This is a genomic window from Paludisphaera mucosa, assembly GCF_029589435.1.
Classification (GTDB): Bacteria; Planctomycetota; Planctomycetia; order Isosphaerales; family Isosphaeraceae; genus Paludisphaera; species Paludisphaera mucosa.
The window spans coordinates 1,547,375-1,568,671 of sequence record NZ_JARRAG010000001.1 but is presented as its reverse complement, the minus strand read 5'-3'; the positions used below and the strand labels follow the sequence as shown (position 1 = coordinate 1,568,671).

At 67.8% G+C, this 21,297-nt stretch carries 19 protein-coding genes and 1 pseudogene; 6 read left to right on the top strand and 14 right to left on the bottom strand.

Annotated elements, in window-relative coordinates; all coding sequences use genetic code 11:
• Positions 1-6 precede the first annotated feature (6 nt).
• From PZE19_RS06425 to nuoB, 9 genes and pseudogenes are all read right to left on the bottom strand, one after another.
• Entirely contained in the window at positions 7-1,704 is a 1,698-nt protein-coding gene (locus PZE19_RS06425; RefSeq protein ID WP_277859745.1) for an NADH-quinone oxidoreductase subunit N, read from the bottom strand.
• Positions 1,705-1,738: 34 nt separating this feature from the next.
• On the bottom strand, positions 1,739-2,068 hold the full coding sequence (gene nuoK / locus PZE19_RS06420) for an NADH-quinone oxidoreductase subunit NuoK (protein WP_277859744.1): 330 nt from the start codon (positions 2,066-2,068) through the stop codon (positions 1,739-1,741).
• A gap of 61 nt (positions 2,069-2,129) precedes the next feature.
• Positions 2,130-2,786 (bottom strand): NADH-quinone oxidoreductase subunit J family protein, encoded by a 657-nt coding sequence (locus PZE19_RS06415; protein ID WP_277859743.1) that lies wholly within the window; start codon positions 2,784-2,786, stop codon positions 2,130-2,132.
• Positions 2,787-2,815: 29 nt separating this feature from the next.
• The gene (gene nuoH, locus PZE19_RS06410) at positions 2,816-4,072 is read right to left on the bottom strand and encodes an NADH-quinone oxidoreductase subunit NuoH (protein WP_277859742.1); all 1,257 of its coding nucleotides are present in this window, start codon (positions 4,070-4,072) and stop codon (positions 2,816-2,818) included.
• Positions 4,073-4,132: 60 nt separating this feature from the next.
• Positions 4,133-4,492 (bottom strand): NADH-quinone oxidoreductase subunit A, encoded by a 360-nt coding sequence (locus PZE19_RS06405; protein WP_303652521.1) that lies wholly within the window; start codon positions 4,490-4,492, stop codon positions 4,133-4,135.
• A 37-nt stretch (positions 4,493-4,529) separates the two neighbouring features.
• Positions 4,530-4,799 (bottom strand): hypothetical protein, encoded by a 270-nt coding sequence (locus PZE19_RS06400; protein ID WP_277859740.1) that lies wholly within the window; start codon positions 4,797-4,799, stop codon positions 4,530-4,532.
• A gap of 166 nt (positions 4,800-4,965) precedes the next feature.
• Positions 4,966-5,670, bottom strand: coding sequence for a 4Fe-4S binding protein (locus tag PZE19_RS06395; RefSeq protein WP_277859739.1), 705 nt, complete (start codon positions 5,668-5,670; stop codon positions 4,966-4,968).
• A 16-nt stretch (positions 5,671-5,686) separates the two neighbouring features.
• Positions 5,687-6,769, bottom strand: a complete 1,083-nt coding sequence (locus PZE19_RS32880) for an NADH-quinone oxidoreductase subunit D (RefSeq protein WP_368411278.1) — start codon at positions 6,767-6,769, stop codon at positions 5,687-5,689.
• Positions 6,770-7,012: 243 nt separating this feature from the next.
• Positions 7,013-8,131: pseudogene (gene nuoB, locus PZE19_RS32875) on the bottom strand (NADH-quinone oxidoreductase subunit NuoB); the annotation flags it as partial.
• 489 nt (positions 8,132-8,620) lie between these two features.
• Here nuoB and PZE19_RS06380 point away from each other — a divergent pair.
• From PZE19_RS06380 to PZE19_RS06365, 4 genes are all read left to right on the top strand, one after another.
• Complete coding sequence (locus PZE19_RS06380; RefSeq protein WP_277859738.1) at positions 8,621-10,540, top strand: ABC-F family ATP-binding cassette domain-containing protein; 1,920 nt, start codon at positions 8,621-8,623, stop codon at positions 10,538-10,540.
• A 49-nt stretch (positions 10,541-10,589) separates the two neighbouring features.
• Positions 10,590-11,147 carry a hypothetical protein gene (locus PZE19_RS06375; RefSeq protein WP_277859737.1) on the top strand — a complete coding sequence of 186 codons (558 nt, stop codon included), beginning with the start codon at positions 10,590-10,592 and terminating at the stop codon, positions 11,145-11,147.
• 5 nt (positions 11,148-11,152) lie between these two features.
• Positions 11,153-12,004: a metallophosphoesterase gene (locus PZE19_RS06370; RefSeq protein WP_277859736.1), complete on the top strand. Its 852-nt coding sequence runs from the start codon at positions 11,153-11,155 to the stop codon at positions 12,002-12,004.
• A gap of 136 nt (positions 12,005-12,140) precedes the next feature.
• Positions 12,141-14,576, top strand: a complete 2,436-nt coding sequence (locus PZE19_RS06365; RefSeq protein WP_277859735.1) for an alpha/beta hydrolase family protein — start codon at positions 12,141-12,143, stop codon at positions 14,574-14,576.
• Positions 14,577-14,583: 7 nt separating this feature from the next.
• Here PZE19_RS06365 and PZE19_RS06360 read toward each other — a convergent pair whose 3' ends face one another.
• From PZE19_RS06360 to PZE19_RS06345, 4 genes are all read right to left on the bottom strand, one after another.
• Complete coding sequence (locus tag PZE19_RS06360) at positions 14,584-15,246, bottom strand: SdpI family protein (protein ID WP_277859734.1); 663 nt, start codon at positions 15,244-15,246, stop codon at positions 14,584-14,586.
• On the bottom strand, positions 15,243-15,524 hold the full coding sequence (locus PZE19_RS06355) for an autorepressor SdpR family transcription factor (protein WP_277859733.1): 282 nt from the start codon (positions 15,522-15,524) through the stop codon (positions 15,243-15,245). Before PZE19_RS06355 ends, PZE19_RS06360 begins: the two co-directional genes overlap by 4 nt.
• Before the next feature lie 101 nt (positions 15,525-15,625).
• Positions 15,626-16,216: an LOG family protein gene (locus PZE19_RS06350; RefSeq protein ID WP_277859732.1), complete on the bottom strand. Its 591-nt coding sequence runs from the start codon at positions 16,214-16,216 to the stop codon at positions 15,626-15,628.
• Positions 16,217-16,241: 25 nt separating this feature from the next.
• Complete coding sequence (locus tag PZE19_RS06345) at positions 16,242-16,994, bottom strand: hypothetical protein (protein ID WP_277859731.1); 753 nt, start codon at positions 16,992-16,994, stop codon at positions 16,242-16,244.
• A gap of 296 nt (positions 16,995-17,290) precedes the next feature.
• On the opposite strand from PZE19_RS06345, the gene PZE19_RS06340 reads away from it, so the two are divergent.
• On the top strand, positions 17,291-18,286 hold the full coding sequence (locus PZE19_RS06340; protein WP_277859730.1) for an NADPH:quinone reductase: 996 nt from the start codon (positions 17,291-17,293) through the stop codon (positions 18,284-18,286).
• A 70-nt stretch (positions 18,287-18,356) separates the two neighbouring features.
• Positions 18,357-19,307, top strand: a complete 951-nt coding sequence (locus tag PZE19_RS06335; protein WP_277859729.1) for a 6-phosphogluconolactonase — start codon at positions 18,357-18,359, stop codon at positions 19,305-19,307.
• 50 nt (positions 19,308-19,357) lie between these two features.
• Here PZE19_RS06335 and PZE19_RS06330 read toward each other — a convergent pair whose 3' ends face one another.
• Positions 19,358-21,253, bottom strand: coding sequence for a redoxin domain-containing protein (locus tag PZE19_RS06330; protein ID WP_277859728.1), 1,896 nt, complete (start codon positions 21,251-21,253; stop codon positions 19,358-19,360).
• Positions 21,254-21,297 lie beyond the last annotated feature (44 nt).

Genomic DNA, 21,297 nt, shown 5'->3' with positions numbered 1-21,297 from the left:
GACGTCTCATTCGGTTCGTGATGGGGGGGCCCAGGCGACGGGTCGTGGTCGGACGTCGGCGGCCGCCGCGGCCGGGGTCTCAAGTCTCGCCGCGGTCAGCATCGGCTGGGCGATCGATTTCATGACGTCGACCAGCGGCCCAGGCGCGACTCCCAACGCGGTCACGACGACGGCCGACAGCGCGATCGGCCAGGCCAGTGCTGCTTCAGCCGGTTGGAGGGGCTTGCCCTTCGGCTCACGCAGATAGATCGCTTTCAGCACCCGGACGTAATAAAAGGCCGAGACCACCGAGTTGAACAGGCCCAGGGCGACCAGCCAGGTCAGCACGATCCGGCTGCCGGACGGCCCCTGGCGGAGCGCCTCCATGAAGATGTAGAGCTTGCCGAAGAACCCTCCGAACGGCGGCACTCCGATAAGCGAGAGCATCAGCACCACGATGCAAAGCGCCAGGATGGGCGACCGACGACTCAATCCGTCGAGGTCGCCGATCGTATCGTCGCCGCGATCGCGGGCCAGCCAGGCCGCGACCGCGAACGCGCCGACGTTCGCGAAGGCGTAGACCACCAGGTAGTAAAGGACGGCCCCGGCCGCCGAGGGCCCTTCGGCCGAGACGCTCGCCGCCGCGACGCCCACGAGCAGGTATCCGGCGTGCGCGATCGACGAGTAGGCGAGCATCCTTTTGAAGTTCTTCTGTGCGAGGGCCGCGAAGTTGCCGTAGGTCATCGTCGCCGCGGCCATCACGATCACGACCCCCAGCCAGCCGGGACCCATCACTTCCTTCGACGGGTGCGACCAGCCGCCCAGGGCGTGGAGGAAGACCTTCAACAGGGCGACGAAGCTGGCGATCTTCGAGCCCGTGGCGATCCAGGCCGCCACCGGTGCCGGCGCCCCTTCATAGACGTCCGGGGCCCACGAGTGGAACGGCACGGCCGCAATCTTGAAGCCGAAGCCGACCAGCATCAGTAGCAGCGCCGCCCCGCCGACCAGGTTCCCCGCCAGGCCCGCGGGGCTGGGGCCGGACATCAAAACACGGCCGACGGCGTCGAAATAGGTCGTCCCGGTCAGGCCGTAGACGAAGCTCAAACCGTAGAGGAAGAGGGCCGAGGAGACCGAGCCGTACACGAAATACTTGAGCCCCGCTTCGGGCGAGCGTCGCCTCGTCTTCTCGAAGCCGGCCATGAGATAGAGGCAGATCGTCATCGTCTCGAGCGCGATGAACAGGGTCGCCAACTCCTCCGAGGCGGCCAGCAGCATCATGCCGACCGTGGCCCAGAGCAGGAGCGCGAAGTATTCGCCCAGGTCGTCCGTGAACGCGTAAGCGGTCGACATCCAGACGACCATCCCCAGCAGGACCAGGAACAGGACGTTGAGGACGTCGGTGGGCAGCCCCCGCGCCAGGGTTCCCACGAAGATCAACCCGTCCGTCCGGGCGAAATACGTCCCGAGCGAAGGCCCGAAGATCCACTCGAGTCGAGGGGAGTCCGACTGGGCCAGCGAGTCGATCCCGAGGAGGATCGACGCGAACCCCAGCGCGATTCCGACGCCCGTCAGCGTCAATCGGCCGAGGGCGAGCCGTCGGGCCGCTGCGTCGAGACGATGGAATCGGGCCAGGTCGGCGGCGACGACGACGAAGCCCCAGAAGGCCAACGCGAGGGCCGGGGCGACGCACCAGAAGTCTCGGTAATCCAGGAGGTAAACGTTCACGGTCGTCCTTCGAGCGTCCAGGGGGCGGGTCGCTTCAGCCCGACATCGAGTCGTAGCGGTCGACGTCCACCGCCCGCCAGCGGCGATAGCAGAGCAAGATGAGGCCGAGTCCGACGGCCACCTCGGCGGCGGCGATGGTGATGACGAGCAGGGCGATGATCACCCCGGGCAAGGGGCCCGAGCCGGCGGCGGGCGTGCCGTAGCGCCAGAAGGCCACGAGGTTGACGTTCGCGGCGTTCAGCATGATCTCGATCGCCATCAGCACGGCGATCGCATTGCGGCGCAGCAGCACGCCGACCAGCCCGGTCGCGAAAGCGGCCGCCGCGAAATAGAGGAACCAGCTCAGGGGGATGTCGTTCGCCATGTCGCCTTCAGGGTCGTCTCACAGGCTTCGTCGTAATGGATTCGGACGGATCGCTTCACGCTCACGAAGGGGCCGAACCGACGGGTTCCTCGACGGTCTCCTCGCGAGAATCGTCCTCCGAGCCGCTCGCCGACGGATGCTCGTCGCGATGAGCCAGGGCCACGGCGCCGACGAGGGCGGCCGTGAGCAACAAGCCGGCCAGCTCGAACGCCATCGCATAGCGGGTCATGAATTCCACGCCCACCACCCGCGCCATGTCGTCGATCGCCCGTCGCCGCTCTGATTCCCAGGCCGGTTCATCGTCTCGCGGGACGAGGGCCGGTCGAGTGGTGGTCTCGACCCAGAGGCCCTTCCCCGCCGGCGAGACGGCGTTGTTGATCCCGAAGACGAGTACGGCGAAGACGCAAAGGCCGGCCAGCAGTCCCGGCGTCCGCCAGGGGCCCGAGAGGCTGCTCGCGTCGTCGCCCCTCGTGTTCCGCGTGAGCATGATCCCGAACATCAGCAGGATCGCCACGGCGCCGACGTAGACCAGCACCTGCACGGCGGCCAGGAACTCGGCTTCGAGCATCACGAAGAGGCCGGCGACGCACAGGAAGAAGCCGACCAGGTGGATCGCGGCGTGGACCAGGTTGCGGGAGAGGACCGTCCCCAGCGCGGCGAGAAGTCCCAGGGCGGCGATCGCCAGAAACAGGATCCGGGCCACGACGGCGACTCCCATGCGGCGATTTCGCCGCGACGAATTCCACTTCAGCGGGCGGCTTCGGCCGCGCCGAGTTTCGGCCAGTCGGCGTCGATCGGGCCGGCGGCGGCGAGCCTGCGATTCGACCAGAAGACGAGTTGCACGGCGGCGACCACGAGCACGCCGGTCGCCGTCATCCCCAGCGCCCAGTTCGTCGCAGTCGGCCCGCCGGGACGCACGACCAGCTCATACCAGACGGCCGCGAACACGACGTTGAGAACGCTGAGCGGGACGAGGTATTTCCATGCGAAGTTCATCAGCCGGTCGATCCGGAGCCGCGGCAAGGTCGCCCGCACCCAGAACATCGTGGTGATGAACATCAGGACCTTGAGCAGGAACACGGCCAGGAGGATCGCGTCGACGAACAGGTACGAGGCGACCGAACCGGTGAGGAGATTCACCGGGAACGAGGAGAACGGCAAGGGCGTCCCGCCCCCCAGGAAGAGAACGGTCCCCACGCAGCTGATGGAGAAGAGGCTCAGGTATTCGGCCAGGAAGAAGAGCCCGAAGCGCATGCCCGAATACTCGGTGTGGTAGCCGGCGACGATCTCCGACTCGGCCTCGGGCAGGTCGAACGGCGCGCGGTTGACCTCGGCGAGGCTCGCGATGAAGTAGATCATCAAGGCCAGCAGGCCGGGCGGATTGAAGGCGTTCCAGCCGAACCTCGTCTGATGGTCGAAGATCGAGACGAGACTCAGACTCCCCGCCCAGAGCACGATCGGGATGGTGGACAGCACCTGCGGGATCTCGTACGAGACGAGCTGGGCGACCGACCGCATCGCTCCCAGGAGCGAGTACTTGTTGCGACTCGACCAGCCGGCCAGGAAGAGGCCCAGCGGGCTGATGCTCGAAACCGCGATCAGGTATATCAGGGCCGAGGGCGGGTCGATGGGGACGAGCCCGACCGCGAAGGGGACGACCGCCAGCGTGAGGAAAGCCGAGACCAGGACCATGACGGGAGCCAGTAGGTGGACGACCTTGTCGGCCGATCGCGGGACTAGGCTCTCCTTGATGATCAGCTTGATGGCGTCGGCGATCGGCTGCAGGAGGCCCAGCGGGCCGACGCGATTGGGGCCGATCCGGTCCTGGAACCGCGCGGCGACCTTGCGCTCGAGCCAGACCATGTAGGCCACGATTCCCGGGAAGACCGCGACGAAGCCGATCAGCAGCCAGGCCGTCCAGATCAATGCGGTACTCAGGCTCAGGTCGACGCGATGCGACTGGGCGATCAAGGCCGTCCCGTCCCCGAGCTTCCCGACGTCCACGCCCGCCCTTCCTTTCCTGCCGTCCTCGTCGACGGCGACCCCTCGCGCGATCCGCGCGGCTCAGACCCAGCGAAGCGCGCCCTTGGCCCAGGCGTAAGCCAGGCCCGCGAACAGCAGGGCGAGGAAGACCGCCATCTCCACCAGGGCGAACGGGCCCAGCGACCCGTATGCGACCGCCCAGGGGTATAGGAACACCGTCTCTACGTCGAAGACGACGAACATGATGGCGTAGATGTAATACTGGATCCGAAAGCGGACCCAGGTCTCGCCGTGCGTCCGCACGCCGCACTCGTACGTGTCCGCCTTGGTCAACGACCGCTTACGCGGCGCGACCAGGGCGACGATCGCCAGCGGGGCCGTCGCGAACCCGGTCGCAACCAGCAGCAGGAGCCCGACGAAGACGTAGTTGGTGGCGACCATGCTCGACGCGACCTTTCGCCCGATCACGGACTTCCGCTCAGACGGCGCCCGGGGAGAGCACGTCGACTTCAGTGTTCTCGTCGAGGGCGACGACGGTGATCTCGCCGTCGGCCCGGCGGATTTGGAGGGTCCCCTGATGGCAGGCCGACGCCTTGCCACCCATCTCGATGCCGCCGACGGGGCGGCGGCCTTCGCGCTCGACGACCCCTTCGAACTGCGTCTTCCAGCGGCGATGGCCGACCCGGACGAACTGGACCACGCGGACCGACGCGCCGGGCGTGTACTTGGGGGTGCGGATGGGGATCATGTCGGGATGTCGCTTGCGATGGCGGCTCGCGCCGCGGAGGGAGGTGCGGGTGCGAGGAATCGGCCGGCCCCCGCGATGCCGACGTGACGGGGCCTCGTGATGCGCCCGTCGCCTGATCTTAAGGGAGAGGACTCGTCGCGACAAGGCCCTCCCGCGCGTCGATCGGTCACGCCTCGACGGCTTGCGGGGACGCCTTGGCCGCCGTCCTGGCGACGCCTCCGAGGGCCTTCTGCAGCCGCTGGTCCTTCTTCTTCGCGACCTTGGCGCGCTCGGCCGTCTCCTCGGCCCCGGACCACGCTTCGGGATGCGTCTTGGAGTAATAGGCGCTCGAGACGAGGAGGTCCTGGAGGCTGAAAATGTGGGTCTGATGCCGCTCGTAGTTGGCCAGCTCGAAATTCTGATCCATCTTGATCGCGTCGAACGGGCAATACTCGGCGCACAGGCCGCAGTTCATGCAGACGTCCATGTCGATGAAAAAGTCCTCGGGGAGCGGGACGACGGTCCCCTTGGGGCTCTTCGCCTGCGACATCCAGATGCACTGGGGCGGGCAGACCTTCGCGCAGATGTTGCACGACGTGCAGCGGACGTTGCCGTCCTCGTCGTCGTACACGAGTACGGGCAGCATCCGGAACCGCTCGTAGACGGGGAGACGCTCCTCCGGATACTCGACGGTGAACAGGCCGTCGGTCGCCGCGTCCTGTCGGACGACCCTCTCCTCGCCCCGCGCCGGGGCCTGGAAGAAGTCGACGAGCAGGCTCCCGCCCGCCCGACGCTTGAAGGCGAAGCCGTCGCGGAAGTCCCTCGTGAACGTGAGTATGAATCGACTGAGGGTGACCCAGTGGCCCCGGAGCACCCCTTGACCTATGGACATGGAACTCCGCCCTTCCCTACCGATCGACCTCGCCCAGGACGATGTCGAGGCTGCCCAGGATGCCGACGACGTCCGCGATCGTGTGGCCCAGGCACATGCGCTCCAGGGCCGTCAGGTTGATGAAGCTCGGGCTGCGGACGTGATAGCGGTAGGCCGTGCTGGTCCCGTCCGACACGACGTAGAACCCCAGCTCGCCCTTGGGGTTCTCGACGCGGCCGTAGGCCTCGCCCGCGGGCACCTTGATCTGGTAGCTCTTCTTGCCGGCCATGATCGGCCCCTCGGGGATCTGTCGCACCGCCTGCTTGAGGATCTTGACGCTCTCGCGCATCTCCAGGATGCGGATGTAATACCGATCGTAAAGGTCGCCCCGGCGACCCGTCGGGATCGCGAACTCGAAACGGTCGTAGATGCCGTAGGGCGCCGCCCGGCGGACGTCATAGGGGACGTTCGACGCGCGCAGGACGGGTCCGGACGTCGAGTAGTTCACGGCGTCTTCCGGGCTCAGGATCCCGACCCCCTTGGTCCGATCCAGGAGGATCTCGTTCCCCGAGAGGTAGCGATCGAGCTCGTCGATCCGGCGGTCGATGCGGTCCTCGACGATCGCCCGACAGCGCTCGATCCAGCCCGGCGGGAGGTCGGCAGCGAGGCCGCCGAACCGGAAGTAGTTGCACATCATCCGGCTGCCGGAGGCCCACTCGAAGAGGTCGAGGATCAGCTCGCGCTCCTCGATCGCGTAGAGCGCCGGGGTGAAGAAGGCGCCGAGGTCGTTGAGCAGGAATCCGACCGACCACATGTGGCTGGCGACGCGTGTCAACTCGGCCATGATGACCCGGATGTACTCGGCGCGTTCCGGGGGCTTCGCCTCGTCGCCCATGAGCTGTTCGACGGCCAGGGCGTAGCCGAAGTTGTTGCCCATGCTGGTCAAGTAGTCGAGCCGGTCGGTGAACGGCATGTTCATCAGGAACGTGTTCCGCTCGCCGATCTTCTCGTGGTTCCGATGCAGGTAGCCCATCACCGGCTTGAGGCCGACGATCGTCTCGCCGTCGACCCGGACGTTCATCCGGAAGACGCCGTGGGTGCTGGGATGCTGCGGGCCCATGCTGACGACGAACTGGTCGGACTCCAACTCCTCGACCTGCACGCCCCCCGGCGGGACGGCCTCGCCCTTGGGATCGTAGCTACTCGACAGGCTCGCCCAGTCCGTGAAGGCTTGCGGGACCTTGAAGTTCGTGCCGTGGGGGTTGATCTCCTCGGACCGGAAATGTCGGCCGAAACCCTCGTCGACGCGGCTGGGGAAGACCTTCGTGGGAGCCTCGTAATACGGCTCCAGGTAGTCTTTTCGGAGCGGGTAGTAGGCGAAGCCGTCCCACATCAGGATCCGCTTCAGCTCGGGGTGGCCGGCGAACCGGACGCCCATCATGTCGTAGACTTCCCGCTCCTGGAAGTCGGCCCCGCGGTAGACCTGGTAGAGCGAGGGGACCTCGCCAACCCCCTCGGCCTCGGCGATGCGGACGCGGAGCAGGACCAGCGAGCCGGGCCTGCCCGTGCAGTCGAGGTGGTAGTTGACCTCGATGCAGTCCTCGTAATGGACGCTTTGGAGGCTCACCAAGTAGTCGAAGCGGATGGCGTTCCGGTCGCGAAGGAAAAGGGCCGCGGCAACGATCCTGTCGGCCGGGATCAGAAGGCCGGCCTGGACGATCTCGGCCGTCCCCGCGCCGATCTCGGCGTTCAGGCGATCGGCCAACTCGGCCAGCAGGCCGTCGCCGAGCCAGACGGCGCTGGGCCGGGCGATCGCCTGTTTGACCTTCTTGGCAGGCTTGGCGCCGGGTGCGGGGGCGGGTTCCGCGACTCCGACGCCGCCTCGGAGGGCGGGGATTTTCGAGGGTTTGGGGAGCCCCGCCTCACGCTTCTCCATCAGACCCTGGGCGGTGCGTTCGGCCGCCAGCTCGACGGTCCGGAGGTCGACGAGGTCCGGCCCCAGAGCCGGGATCGGCATGTCGCGCTCGACGTCGCCGCGATACCAGGGCGCCTGGACGATGGTCTCGCCGTCGATCTTCTTCTGGAGGGCGATGATGCCGTTGATGAGCGCCTGGGGCGTCGGCGGGCAGCCCGGCACGTAGACGTTGACGGGCAGGAACTTGTCCACGCCCGAGACGACGTTGTACCCCTCCTTGAACGGGCCCCCGCCCGAGGCGCAAGCGCCCATCGCCATGACGTATTTGGGCTCGGGCATCTGGTCGTAGAGCCGGACGATCTGGGGCATCATCGTCTTGGTGACGGTCCCCGAGACGATCATCAGGTCGGCCTGGCGGGGCGAGCCCCGGAAGACCTCGGCGCCGAACCGGGCGAGGTCGAATCGGCTCGACGCCGTGCAGATCATCTCGATGGCGCAGCAGGCCAGGCCGAAGCCCAGCGGCCAGAGGCTCGAACGCCGGCCCCAGTTGTAGACCGTGTCGACCATCCCCAGCAGGCCGTCCCAGTTGGTCACGAGGACGTAACGCTCCAGCTCTTTCTGGAGGATCGGATCGATGGTCGACGTCCACTCGGGGCGGACGATGGGCGAATTCGTCATGGCGGGGGTCTGCAGCGAATCGGCCCGGTCGTCCGGGCCCGGTGCGAATGGGACCGGCCGAGCGGCCGGTCGCGTCGCGCCCGCATCTTCGCGACGGGACGACGACGTGGGAGCGATCGCGGCGCGGGCCTTTTGGCCGGCGTCGAAGATCGATGGTCATCGTAAACGGCTCACCCCGCCGACGCCAGGGGGAGCCCGCTCCGCGTCCCGGCTCCGGCCCGCGTTCCGACTGGTCATCTCGGCCGTCGCCGGGGTATGATCGAGCCTGTCGCGGAGCCGAATCGTCTCGGCGGCGACCCTCTCGACGCCGGCCCCCCGCGCCGGCCCGCCGACGCCCTGAACGGGGTCTCGCGGCGTTCCTCCCACACGATCGATGACATGATCCTGATCTCCGCCCAGGGCCTGGGTCGACAGTACGCCGGCGACCCGATCTTCACCGACCTCGCGTTCGAGGTCCGCGCGGGCGAGCGCATCGGCCTGGTCGGCCCCAACGGCGCGGGCAAGACGACGCTCATGAAGTTGCTCGACCGCACCGAGCAGCCGGAGTACGGCCAGGTCCACACTCGGGCGGGCGTCCGGGTCAGCCTGCTCCGCCAGCAGCCCGATTTCGCCCCGGATCAGACCTTGATGGACGTCGCACGCCAGGGCCTGGCCTCGCTGCTGGACCTCCAGCGCGAACTGGAAGAGGCCGCCCAGGAGATGGCCGAGGCCGAGGACGAGGCCGACCGCCAGCGGGCCGGCCTCCGCTACGACCAGATCCACGAGCAGATCATCCACCAGGACGCCTACGACGTCGACTACCGGGTCGAGGAGATCCTCTCGGGCCTGGGATTCGTAGCGGCCGACCACGATCGGCCCGCATTGACCTTCTCCGGCGGCCAGCAATCGCGGCTCATGCTCGCCAAGCTATTGCTGGAGAGCCCCGACCTGATGCTCCTGGACGAGCCGTCTAACCACCTCGACATCGAAACCACCGAGTGGCTCGAGAACTACCTCTCGCGCCAGCCCGTCGCGATGATCGTGGTCAGCCACGACCGGTACTTCCTCGACAAGATCGTCACCAAGATCTGGGAGCTGAACGAGGGTACGCTCGAGAGCTATCCGGGCAACTACACGCAGTACTGGAACCTGCGGGCCGAGCGGGCCAAGGTCCTCGAACGCCAGGCCGAGCGATTCGAGGAGAAGACCGAGAAGCTCGAAGCCTACATCCGCAAATACGGGGCGGGCCAGCGCGCCAAGCAGGCCCACGACCGCGAGCGGAAGCTCGACAAGCTCCAGGCCGAGAAGGTCGAGACCATCCGCGACATCGTCGGCCCGGTGATGAAATTCGAGGAGGTCGACCGCTCGGGCGACATCGTCATCCAGGCCCGCGAGCTGTCCAAGGCTTACGACAAGCCCCTGTTCTCGGGCCTCAACCTGTCGGTCGAGCGTGGCCAGTGCGTGGGCGTCATCGGGCCCAACGGCGCCGGCAAGACGACGCTTTTGAAGACCTTGATCGGCCGCGAGCTGCCCGACTCGGGCGAGGTCAAGCTCGGCCACCGCGTCTCGGTCGGCTATCACGACCAAGGGCTGCAGTCGCTGGATTACGACACGACGGTCATCCGCGCGGTCTGGCCGGAAGACGACACCGACTGGGTCGAGGGCGACGTCCGGTCGCTCCTGGCCCGTTTCGGCCTCACCGGCGATCAGGCCTTCCGCAAGGTCGGCAAGCTCTCGGGCGGCGAGAAGGCCAAGGCCGCGCTCGCCCGCCTGTGCGCGACCGGCGCGAACCTGCTCGTCATGGACGAGCCGACGAACCACCTCGACATCTGGTCGTGCGACGCCCTCGAACGCTCGATCCGCGATTTCGAGGGAACGGTCCTGGTGGTCAGCCACGACCGTTATTTCCTGAACAAGGTGGCGGATCGGATCCTCGTCGTGGCCGACGGCAAGGTGAAGGTGATCGAGGGCGACTACGAGGCTTATCAGGCCCTCATGCAGCGGGGCAAGGAGGCCGAGAAGGCCAAGCCCGCGGCGGCCGCCCCGCCCCCGCCGCCGACTCCGCGGCCCGCGCCGGCCGCCGCCAACGGCAAGTCGAAGAACAAGAAGAAGTTCTCCTACCGGCCGGCGGTCGAGCTGGAGAAGGAGATCGCCCAGACCGAGGCCGAGGTCGCCGATCTTGAGGACAAGCTGGGCCAGCCGGCCACCTGGCGCGACCCGGGCACGGCGGTGCGCGTGCAGGACCGCCACGTCGAGCTGAAGGAGAAGCTGGAAACCCTCTTCCAGCACTGGGAGTTCGCGATCGAGTCGGAATGGTGAGGTCTCTGGAGGTCGCCGACAGAGTCGAACCGTCGACGGGAGGCGGGCCATGAGCGTCGACGTATCTCATTCCCGTCACTTCGGTTTAATCGCAGCCGCCGCCTCGATCCTGCTTCCCGGATGCCTGGCGGCCCAGCTTTTCGAGGGTCGTCTGCTGATCGTCAACACCTCGGGCGGGCCGCTGAAGTCGCTCAGGTTGTTCCACGGTCCGCCCGGAATCGACCAGAGCATCGCACTGAATGACATGGATGAAGCAGACGTGCAGATTCTTGATTGTCGGGTGGGTCGCCATGCGCTCTCCGATACAGGAATCTTCAAACTCTCGTTCATCGACCGAAGCGGCGTCGACCAAATCAGACCGATCCCTCTGGCTGAGGAAATCGCCGGTCATTCCGATGACGATTTCGTCGTCGAGGTGGAGTCCAGCAACGGAGTGCTGCTGAGACGCGTCGCGTCTCAAGAACCCTGGACGGTCTGGTATAAAGAAGTCGGTTCCTTCGCCGCGGCGGTCGGCGTCGGTATGCTCCTCGGACGATTCGCCTGGCCACGACGCCGATCGGGGCGGGAACCGCGCTGCGAGATCCGATCAGCCACTTTCCATCCTTGATTTTTATGGCCGACCCCAACAAGATCCTCGCCACCGTCCATAAGGCCGCCGACCTGTCGAGGCGTACGCCCGGCCGCGCCGGCTCGGTCGTAAGACTCGACGCCGATGAGGTGATGGTCGTCGGCGACCTGCACGGCAACCTCAGGACCTTCAAATGGGTCCTGGCCGAGTCGGCCCTCGACCGCAACCCGGGCCGGCACCTGGTGCTCCAGGAACTGGTCCACGAGATCATCAAGGACGACGACGACCGCCCCGACCTTTCGCACAGGTTGGTCGACGTGGTCAGCGCGCTCAAGTGCCAGTATCCCGATCGCGTCCACGTCATCCTGGGCAACCATGAGCTTTCCGAGTTGACCGGCCGGGTGATCGGCAAGGACGGGCGGACGCTGAACGAGCGGTTCCGCCAGGGAATCCGCCGCTCCTACGGCGAGGCGGCCGACGAGATCTACGACGCCTATCTGCGGCTCTTCGCCGACATGCCGCTCGCCGTCCGCACCCCGAATCGCGTGTTCGTCTGCCACACGATCCCGGACGGCGACTGGCTCGACGACCTCGACCTCGGCGTCCTCGACGCCGAAGCCTGGCCTCCGGAGGCGCTCAAGCGCCGGGGCGCGGTTTACGCCCTGACCTGGGGCCGCGACACCGCGGACGAGACCGCCGACCGTTTCGCCGAGATGGTCGACGCCGACCTGTTCGTCACCGGCCACCAGCCATGCGACGATGGTTACCGGCAGGCGAACCGCCGCCAGCTCATCATCGACGGCACGGAACCTTATCCGACCTACTGCCGCTTTCCGGCGCGCTCGCCGATCGGCATCGATGACCTCGTGAACGGGGTGAAGGTGCTGGGCCGCTAGCCAGGCCGGCCTCTCCGGGAAACGCGAACCGCCGCACGCGTCGGCATCTTGAGTCGGCCGACCTGCCCGATACGATGGGGCTCTCCCGGGCGTCGCTCGACGGCTCGGTCCCCGTCCCTGGTGCGGAGTGGTCTCCATGAAGCGTCTCGCACTCGCGTCCGCGTCCTACGCCCTCGCGTTCCTGGCGATCGGCCCCCAACCGCCGGCCCTTTGTGCGGATACCCCAAACGCAACGGACGCGATGGTCTACTCGGCGAGCGACATGCCGCGACTGGCCGACGGCATCGCGCTCGCGGCCGGGGACGAGAGGACGCTGCGCGTCTGGGCGCCGTCGAATCAGGCCTGGACGCTGTCTCGCGAGGACGATCTGGCAACCTTGAAGTCCTCCCCCGCCGCCGGCGACGCGACCCCGCGCTGGTTGGACCTCGGGAGGGTCCAGGGAACGATCAAGCTCGTCGTGGCCGGTCCGGTCTCCGCGGACGCGAAGCCCAAGGAGGGCGAGACGCCCCCGCCACCGCCGGCGCCCGCGCTGATCGTTTTCGAACCCGATCCCAAGGGCGACCCGGCGCGGTTGCTCGAGATCGCACGCGGCGTCGTCGATTCGACGGCCCCCTCCCCCGACCGTCGCCGGGAACAGTCACGCACGAATAAGGAGGGCGCCAATTTCCACGCACCCGCGACGGTCGAGGAGTGGCGCGAGCGGGGCCGTCACCTGCGCGAACAGATGAAGGTGTCGCTCGGGCTTTGGCCCGAGCCCCCGAAGACCCCGCTCAACCCGCAAGTCTACGGCCGCCTCGAACGCGACGGCTACACGATCGAGAAGGTCGTCCTGGAGACGCTCCCCGGCTTCACGCTCAGCGGCAACCTCTACCGGCCCAAATCGGTCGCGGCCGGCGGCAGTCTCCCTGCCATCCTCTGCCCGCACGGCCACTGGGAAGACGGCCGGCTGCGCGACGACGTCCAGCACCGCTGCATCCGCTGGGCCAAGCTCGGCGCCGTCGTCTTCATGTACGACATGGTCGGCTACAACGACTCGAGGCCGTTCACGCATGAATTCCTGAACGAGCGACTCCGTCGCTGGGGCCTCAGCCTCTTCGCGCTCCAGACCTGGAACAGCATCCGGGCCCTCGACTGGATCGCCAGCCTGCCGGACGTCGACCCGGCCCGGATCGGCTGCACGGGCGAGTCGGGCGGGGGAACGCAGACCTTCATCCTCACGGCGCTCGACGATCGAATCAAGGTCGCCGCACCCGTCGTCATGGTCTCCGAGTGGTTCCAGGGGGGCTGCGTCTGCGAGAACGCCGCGGGGCTGCGGATCGGCACCGACAACATCGAGTTCGCCGCGCTCTGCGCCCCCCGACCGATGGTCCTCGTCGGCGCGACAGGCGACTGGACGGCGAAGACGATGACGCGCGCCTTCCCCGCCATCCGCGGGGCCTATTCGCTGGTGGGCTCGCCCGATCGCGTCGAAGCCTCGGTGTTCGACTTCCCCCACAACTACAACCAGACGACGCGCAACGCCGTCTACGCGTTCATGGGTCGCTGGCTCCTGGGGCTCGATCCCTCGGTCGACACCCGAGAGGGCGAGCAGACCGTCGAGAAGCCGGAGGCCATCCTCACCTTCGACGCCCAGCACCCCGCGTCGCCCGACCGCAAGAACCCGCAGCAGCTCGAAGACCACCTGATTCACACGATCAGGGCTCAGCTCGAAGCCCTATCTCCGGAGCGCGGGCCGACGGTATGGCAAGCGGCCCGCCCCTTCCTGGCGACGAGCCACAGGGTGCGAGTCGGCGTCGCGATCCCGAGCCCGGAGAAAACCTTCGGTCGCGAAGTCCGGCGCATCAGCCGCGAAGGGCTGACGATCGTCCACGCCCAGGTCGGCAGGCGGGGCGAGGGCGACGCGATCCCCGTCGTCCGCATAACCCCAGCCCACACGAACGGCCGACTGACCATGATCGCCGACGACCGCGGCAAGCTCGCGCTCGTCAAGAAGTCGGGAGAACTCTCCGACCTGGTCCGCGCCCTGCTCGACCGGGGGCAGTCCGTCGTGGGCTTCGACCCTCTCTTCGTGGGCGAATCGCTCGACGCCGATCGGCCGGTCGGCCACCGCCCTTTGGTCGCCCACGGCCTGACTTACAATCCGGCCGTGGCCGCCGACCAGATGCAGGACCTGGCCACGGTTTTGACCTGGGCCGGCTCCCAACCCGACGTTCGTGAGGTCTCCCTGGTAGCCTCGGGCCTCTCAGGACGCCAGGCGCTGCTGGCCAGGCCGTTGCTCGGCAACCTGGCCCGAACCGTCGTCGACCTGGACGGCGGCGGAGACGACGACTACTACTCGGATAACGTCCCGGCGGCGATTGACCTGCCGGGTGTGCATCAGTTCGGCGGCCTCCGCGCCGCGGCGGCCCTGTCCGCCCCCACCCCTTTGCGGATCGTTCGCCCGGGTGAGGAGTTCGCCCAGGAGTGGCCGCAAGCCGCCTACGAACTCGCGGGCAGTCCTGGCGCCTTGAAGTTCGACACCGACCCGATCCCGGCCGTCGACCTCGCCCGCTGGATCGATGCGGGCGAATGAGCCGGATTTACAGGGTTCCTCGCCGTTCCAGGGCCTTGTAGTGGAAGAACGAGTAGACGACCGGGATGAAGACCGAGACGAGGAGCACGGCGAACGCGAATGGCAGCGGTGCTCCGCTCGCGACGATCGCCAGCCCCACAACCGCGCCGGCGACCATCAGCCAGGCCGCCAGCCGGTGGGTGTCGTTCCAGACGCGGTCGCTGGCGAGCGTCCAGGGGACGCGGATGCCGATGTAGAAGTTCTTGCGTACCTTGCCCATCACGTTCCCCATCAGGCCGAAGAAGACGAACATCCCCGCCATCAGGGCGCGGCCGAGGTCGATCCGCTTCGGTCCGCCCCCCAGGTCCTGGAACGTCGTGGCCAGGATGATGATCTGGAGATAGGCGAACAAGCCCGCCATCGCGGCCAGGATGAAGAGATAGGTGGATCGGAACGAGTCGACCTCGAACGGCTTGGGCGACAGGGCCGGGAGCACCGCGAAGAAGGCGAGGAGGGCCGTCGCCACGCCTGGAATGAGGAAGACGGTCGCCCGGCCGCCGTATCCGTCGACCTCGCCGTGGATGTTCCAGTGCGTCGGGATGGAGGCGGGCAGGCTGGGGTAATACCAGGCCGAGAGCCCCCAGGTCATGGCCGTCAGGCCGATCGCGATGATCCAGTAGCCCCGCGTCATCGTCCGCTCTCCTTCGAGTCGTCGCCGCCGAACAGGTCCCAGATCCGGGCCATCACGTCCTGGAGGACCGTCGTGTTGAGCGCGTAATAGATCTGCTGCCCGTCCCGCCGGCTCGTCACCAGGTCGGCGTCCTTCAGGACCGCGAAATGGTGCGACATCGACGGCTTCGACATGTCGAAATGCGTCGCCAGTTCGCCCGCCGTCATCTCGCCCCGGCCCAGGAGCTGGAGGATGCGCCTCCGCGACGGGTCGGACAGCGCCTTGAATACCTCGTTCATCTCATCCCCATCCGTGTCTTCGTCGCCGACGGGCGGGTATTTAGAACAACGTCTAATTCTCCGGCGTCCGGCGGCGGACGTCAAGTCGGCCGTGTGAAGGCTCAGGCCTCGTCGGCTGAGATCTTCGGCGGCATGGCCGGCGGGCTGTACGCGAGGAGGTCGGACACGAGCGCCTCGGGATCGGTCGAGACCAGCAGCGGGTCGAGAAAACGGCGGCGGATGAATCCGGCGTCGGCCCCGAATTCGAGGAGGGCGAGGAGCGGGTCGAAATAGCCCTCGACGTTGAGCAGTCCCATGGGCTTGTGGTGGATGCCCAGGCCGGCCCAGCTCAGGATCTCGAAGAATTCCTCATACGTCCCGATGCCCCCGGGCAGGGTCAGGAACGCCTGGGACAGGGCGGCCATGAGCGCCTTTCGCTCGTGCATCCCGGGGACGACGTGCAGCTCGGTCAGGCCGTGGTGGGCGATCTCGTGCGTCGCCAGCCCCTCGGGGATCACCCCGATGACCTCCGCCCCGGCCGCGAGCGCCGCGTCGGCCACGACGCCCATCAGACCGACCCGACCGCCCCCGTAGACGAGGCCGATCTTCTGGCGACCGAGGGCCTCGCCGACCCGGACGGCCTGTTCCCGGAAGGCCGGCGAATGCCCGAACGAGGAGCCGCAGTAGACGCAGATGCGTGGACGTTCCGACATGGGTCGAGCGGATTCCTTTGGCGATCTACGAGCGGGCCGCGGTCATCTTGGCGTCGGTCGTGTTGCGGAGGACGGTGCTGTAATAGAGCGCCAGCAAACCGATGACGTAGATCAGCGCGACGCCGATCCCGACGCCCAGCGGCACCGCGACCTCGGGTCCGCCCTCGCCCGGGTTGAGGGAGTCGGGCGAGCCGGTGGGCAGCGTCGAGGCCGTCGATACGGCGAGCCGACCGTAGGCGAACATTGCGGCCGCGAGCCCCGCCGAGGCCCCGCCGAGGACGACCACGAGCAGGTGCATGATGTAGAAGATCGAGAGCGGATTGACGCGCTCGACGCGCTTCGCCGGCAGCCCCAGCAGGGCGTTGAGCTTCGTAACTTCGTAGATCAGGCCGATCCGGGCCCGGATCAGCAGGAAGCTGATGAACACGGCCAGGATCGCCAGCGTCGTGAACGTGACGGGAAGGCACCAGTACTGGACCACGCGGAGCGGGATGATCGGGGCGACGTCGGTCTTGACGTTCAGGAGCCCCGTGGCCGCCGCGACGAGGATGGACGCCACCGCCAGGAAGATCCCCACCGACCGATTTCGATCGGTGACGAGCTGGTGGATCGTCCGCGAGATGTGAAGGAAGCGGACCTCGGGCGCGAGCGGCACGTGCGTCGCGGGCTTCCATCCGATCGCGGCTTCCTCGCCCAGCATCTCGATGTCGGCCAGGCGACGATCGATGGCCTCCTCGCCGGCGATTTCGTTGTTCAGGCCCTCCACGTGGTCGCGCACGCTACCGTCGATCGTCGCCCCCGTCACCGCCCGCGAAGTCGACGCCGGGATCGGTGACGGAGAGGCCGTCGTAGGTCCGCCGGCCTCGTGATCTTCGGGAGGGATGCTCATGGCGTCGATCTCGCTAGGCGGAGAGGAAGGAGGCGACGGAAACGCCTCCTCGATATCATGCGGCGGCCGACACTCCCCTGCAAGACTAGGCGGGGCGGCCGCGGGTACTCCCGCCCCGAGTCAGCCGCTATCATGGTGGCCTGTCGGTCGAGAAGGTTCGCGCCCAGGAACGAGGTCGACGCGTCATGCGGGCTGCATTCATCGAGAAGACAGGGACGCCCGACGTCATCCAGGTCGGCGATCTGCCGAACCCCGAGCCCGGCCCCGGCCAGGTCCTCGTGCGCGTCCGGGCCGTGGCGATCAACCCGTTCGACCTCTACCTGCGCGGGGGAGTCGTGGCCATGCCCATGACGTTCCCTTACGTGATCGCCAGCGACTTCGCGGGCGTCGTCGAGGATATGGGGCCGGGGACGACGGGCCATCAGGTCGGCGACCGCGTCTGGGGCTCGAACCAGGGTCTCATGGGTCGGCAAGGCGTCGCGGCCGAGTTCGCCGCCATCGATGAGGAATGGCTCAACCCCATCCCCGCCCGGCTCCCCGACGCCGACGCCGCGGCGATGGCGATGGCTGGGATCACGGCCCACCTCGGGCTCTTCGAACGCGGTCGACTGAAGCCGGGCGAGTCGGTCTACGTGCCGGGAGGTTCCGGAGGCGTGGGCTCGATGGTCGTCCAGATGGCGAAGGCCGCGGGGGCGCGGGTCGCCACCTCGGCGGGCGGCCCGGAGAAGATCGATCTCTGCAAGCAACTCGGCGCCGACCTCGTCCTGAACTACAAGACCGACGACCTGGTCGCAGGCCTTCGCGACTTCGCGCCCGAGGGGATCGACGTCTGGTACGAGACTCAGCGCGAACCGAAGCTCGAAACGAGCGTCCCACTCCTCCGCAAGCGAGGGCGGATGATCCTCATGGCGGGACGCTCGGCGACGCCGGCGCTGCCGCTCGGTTCGTTCTACCCGCGCGACGGCTCGCTCCTCGGCTTCGCGATGTTCAACGCCTCCGCCGAGGAGCAGAAATCGGCCACCTCGGACATGGTCCGCTGGATCGAGGAAGGCAGGCTCAGGCCGCTGGTCGGCCGCGTCTTCCCCCTCGACCAGGCCGCCGACGCCCACCGCTTCCTCGAATCCAACACCCTGGGAGGGGCCGGTACGCTCACCGGGAAAGTCGTCCTTCAGATCGATTGAGCCCTCCCGCACCAGCCGCGACGACGCCGTTCGACACGCCCTGCGAATCCCTACCGAGGTGCAAAGCCCGATGAACCTGCTGACGACGTACGCCGGCTCCCTGATGGAGGGGTTCCTCCCGGCCGGCTGGGACCTCGCGAAGATCGACGCCTGCTGCTCGCAACCCGCCGCCTCGATCGCCGACCGTCAGCCCTGGTGGCATCCTCGGTTCGAGCCGATCTCGTGCCGCGACGTGGCCGATTTCGACGTGATGATGGGCCACGAGATCGCCTCGACGATTCGCGACGCCCGCGAACGCGGCAAGCCCGCCGCGTTCATCCTCCCGGTCGGGCCCATGGGCATGTACCGCTGGGCCGTGTACTTCCTGAAGGAGTGGAAGGTCTCGTGCGACCACGTCCACGGCTTCAACATGGATGAATGGAGCGACAAGGACGGCCGGACGCTGCCGGCCGACGATCCCGGGGCGTTCCAGAACGCGATGCAATCCGCGTTCTACGGCCCGCTGGGAGAGCTGACGGTGCCGACCTCGCAACGCTGGTTCGCCACGCCCGACAGCCTGCCGCACTTCGCCGAGCGCATCGCCGCGCTGAAGGCGAAGGGCGCCGAGCTGACCGTGGTCTTCGGCATCGGCCGCGTGTGTCACATCGCCTTCTGGGAGCCTCACTTCGCGGCCGAATACGCCTCCGTCGAGGACTGGAAGGCCGCCACCCACCGGCTGGGCGCTCGGCTGCACCCGCTCACCATCGAGCAGAACGCGATCACCAGCTTCAAGAGCCGGACGACGCTCGTGCCGGCCTTCGCCAACACGATCGGCCCGGGCCTGTTCCTCCAGGCCGACCGGATCATCGGCGGCGCCGAGGGGATCTGCGGCCGCGGGATGCAGTGGCAGGGGGCGAGCCTCTGGATGACCCTGCGTTACGGGCCCGATCCCTGGATCCCCAGCACGTTCATGCCCACCCTGCCGGGCCGCCTGTTCTACGTCCAGGAACTCGCCGGCCCGCTCGTGCCCGAGATGAACTGAGACGCGCGGCGTGCGACAGGATCAACCGCGTCGCACGCCGCCTCGGTCGCTCAGCGGCCGGCCTTCTCGCGGGCCGCCTTGATCTTCGCGATCGCTTCCTCGCGCTGCTTCGTGAAGATGTCGTGCAGGTCGTCCTTCTCGCCGGGCCGGGTCAGGTCCTGGCCCTTCTTGGTGACGGCGATGAAGCCGATGCACATCTCGTCGGTGGTCGCCTCGCCCCACGTGACGCGCTGGGGATCTTTGGCGTTCGGGTTGTGGGGGTTCGACGCCGAGTTGTCGTAGTGGGCCACGGCCTGCACGACCGATCCCCTGGGCAGGTCGATGGGCTCGTCGAAGTAGTACTGCGACTGCCAGTTGAAGTCCCAACCGTCGATGCGGATGAGGTCGCGAGTACGGCCGTCGGGGAAGGTCACGAACATGTGCATGTCCTTCCCGAGCAGGTGCATGTGCGGCGCGACCGCGCGGGCCTCGGCGTCGACGGGGACGGTCCACTTGGCGCGGACCTCGATATTGGATTCGCCGGGCGGCAGGTCGAGGCCGTAGTTGAACGCCCCGTTCCAGTGGAGCGTCTGCTTGACCGGCTTGCGGGCGAACTTGAGGCCGAGCCGGCTGCGGTCGGTCTCCGGCTTGCCGCAGGGATGATAATGGATCTGGACGATGACGTCGGCCTTCTTCGGCAGCGCGCGGCCGACGCCCTCGGCGAGGATGCTCGGGGCAGCGCCGGGGGCCCAGCCGCCCAGGTCGCCGATGATCTCGACGCCGGGGCCGGAGAAGCTGGTGTAGCCCGGCCCCTCTTCGGCCTCGTCGCGCTTGCGGGCCTCCCCGGAGACGTCGACGTAGCCCAGGATGTGGTGGACGACGCGGGCGTTGCCCGGCTTGTACTCGACTCCCGACACATAGACGTCCTCGGGCAGGTCGGTGCGGAGCACGAAGCAGCGATAAACGTCGTCACCCGAGGCGGCGATCGGGAAGTCGCCGCCGATGTCGAGGACCAGGTCGGGCCCACCTTCCATCGCCCACTCCTCCGGGAACGCCCGCGGGGCGGGGAGATCTTTGGGGTCGCCCTCGGGTGCGCCGGCCTCGGCCCAGGCGGAGATGGTCTCCACGTCGGCCGTCGAGAGGGAGCGGTCGTGCTGGAATTTCGGCCCGACCCCGGGCGCAGCCTTCCAGGGCGGCATGGATCGGTCCTCGACGACGTTCGCCAGGTCGCCCGCTCGTTTGCGGGCCTGTTCATACGTGTCGAGCGCGAAGGGGCCGAGCTGACCCTTGCGATGGCATTCGCGGCAGCTGTTCTGCAGGATCGCGGCGACGTCCTTCGAGTAGGTCGGCGCCTCGGCCGCTTCGGGCAAAGGGCAGCCGACCGCCTCGACGAACGGAGCCTTGACCTCGCCGCCGGCCAGGACCGCGGCCAGGGCCGGTCGTAGCTCGCCTTCGCCCGGGGCGGCCTTGCGGACGCCGCGCGCGGCGAACTGGTCGTCGATCCGCCCGTGGTAGCGAAGCCGGCCCCCACCGTCCACGACGAACGTCTCGGGCGTGATCTTCGCGCCGAGCCGCCGCGCCAGCCGACCCTTCCGGTCGACGGCGATCGTGGCCTTCAGGCCGAATTCCTTGGCGTGGGCCGCGAGGTCCGCCGCGCTCACGTCGGGGTCGACGCACACGGCGAACCACTTGACGCGAGGCGGGCCGAATTCGCCGTAGAGCCGGTTAAGCGCCGGATTGATCGCATTGGCGATCGGGCATTCGGTCGAGTAGAAGACCAACACCGTCGCACCGTCGGCCGGCGGGGTCGGGTCGAGGGAGGCCCCGTCGAGCCCCTGGAGCCGTCCGATTCTCGCCAGGACGTCCGTCGAGGCGTCGTCACCCGCAGCCGCGGCGGCGGTCGCCGCAAGCAACAGCACGGCCGACGCCATGAACCGGTCTCGCCATCGTCTCGATCGAGCGTTCAACCTACGTCTCCTGGAGATGTGGTCGCGTGTCCCCGGCCACATGC

What these genes read in the sequence shown, in the direction of transcription:
- nuoK (WP_277859744.1), bottom strand. Translation starts at nt 2,068, where the DNA reads ATGGCGAACGACATCCCCCTGAGCTGGTTCCTCTATTTCGCGGCGGCC.
- PZE19_RS06415 (WP_277859743.1), bottom strand. Translation starts at nt 2,786, where the DNA reads ATGGGAGTCGCCGTCGTGGCCCGGATCCTGTTTCTGGCGATCGCCGCC.
- PZE19_RS06405 (WP_303652521.1), bottom strand. Translation starts at nt 4,492, where the DNA reads ATGGTCGCCACCAACTACGTCTTCGTCGGGCTCCTGCTGCTGGTTGCG.
- PZE19_RS06400 (WP_277859740.1), bottom strand. Translation starts at nt 4,799, where the DNA reads ATGATCCCCATCCGCACCCCCAAGTACACGCCCGGCGCGTCGGTCCGC.
- PZE19_RS06395 (WP_277859739.1), bottom strand. Translation starts at nt 5,670, where the DNA reads ATGTCCATAGGTCAAGGGGTGCTCCGGGGCCACTGGGTCACCCTCAGT.
- PZE19_RS32880 (WP_368411278.1), bottom strand. Translation starts at nt 6,769, where the DNA reads ATGGGCCCGCAGCATCCCAGCACCCACGGCGTCTTCCGGATGAACGTC.
- PZE19_RS06380 (WP_277859738.1), top strand. Translation starts at nt 8,621, where the DNA reads ATGATCCTGATCTCCGCCCAGGGCCTGGGTCGACAGTACGCCGGCGAC.
- PZE19_RS06375 (WP_277859737.1), top strand. Translation starts at nt 10,590, where the DNA reads ATGAGCGTCGACGTATCTCATTCCCGTCACTTCGGTTTAATCGCAGCC.
- PZE19_RS06370 (WP_277859736.1), top strand. Translation starts at nt 11,153, where the DNA reads ATGGCCGACCCCAACAAGATCCTCGCCACCGTCCATAAGGCCGCCGAC.
- PZE19_RS06365 (WP_277859735.1), top strand. Translation starts at nt 12,141, where the DNA reads ATGAAGCGTCTCGCACTCGCGTCCGCGTCCTACGCCCTCGCGTTCCTG.
- PZE19_RS06360 (WP_277859734.1), bottom strand. Translation starts at nt 15,246, where the DNA reads ATGACGCGGGGCTACTGGATCATCGCGATCGGCCTGACGGCCATGACC.
- PZE19_RS06355 (WP_277859733.1), bottom strand. Translation starts at nt 15,524, where the DNA reads ATGAACGAGGTATTCAAGGCGCTGTCCGACCCGTCGCGGAGGCGCATC.
- PZE19_RS06350 (WP_277859732.1), bottom strand. Translation starts at nt 16,216, where the DNA reads ATGTCGGAACGTCCACGCATCTGCGTCTACTGCGGCTCCTCGTTCGGG.
- PZE19_RS06340 (WP_277859730.1), top strand. Translation starts at nt 17,291, where the DNA reads ATGCGGGCTGCATTCATCGAGAAGACAGGGACGCCCGACGTCATCCAG.
- PZE19_RS06335 (WP_277859729.1), top strand. Translation starts at nt 18,357, where the DNA reads ATGAACCTGCTGACGACGTACGCCGGCTCCCTGATGGAGGGGTTCCTC.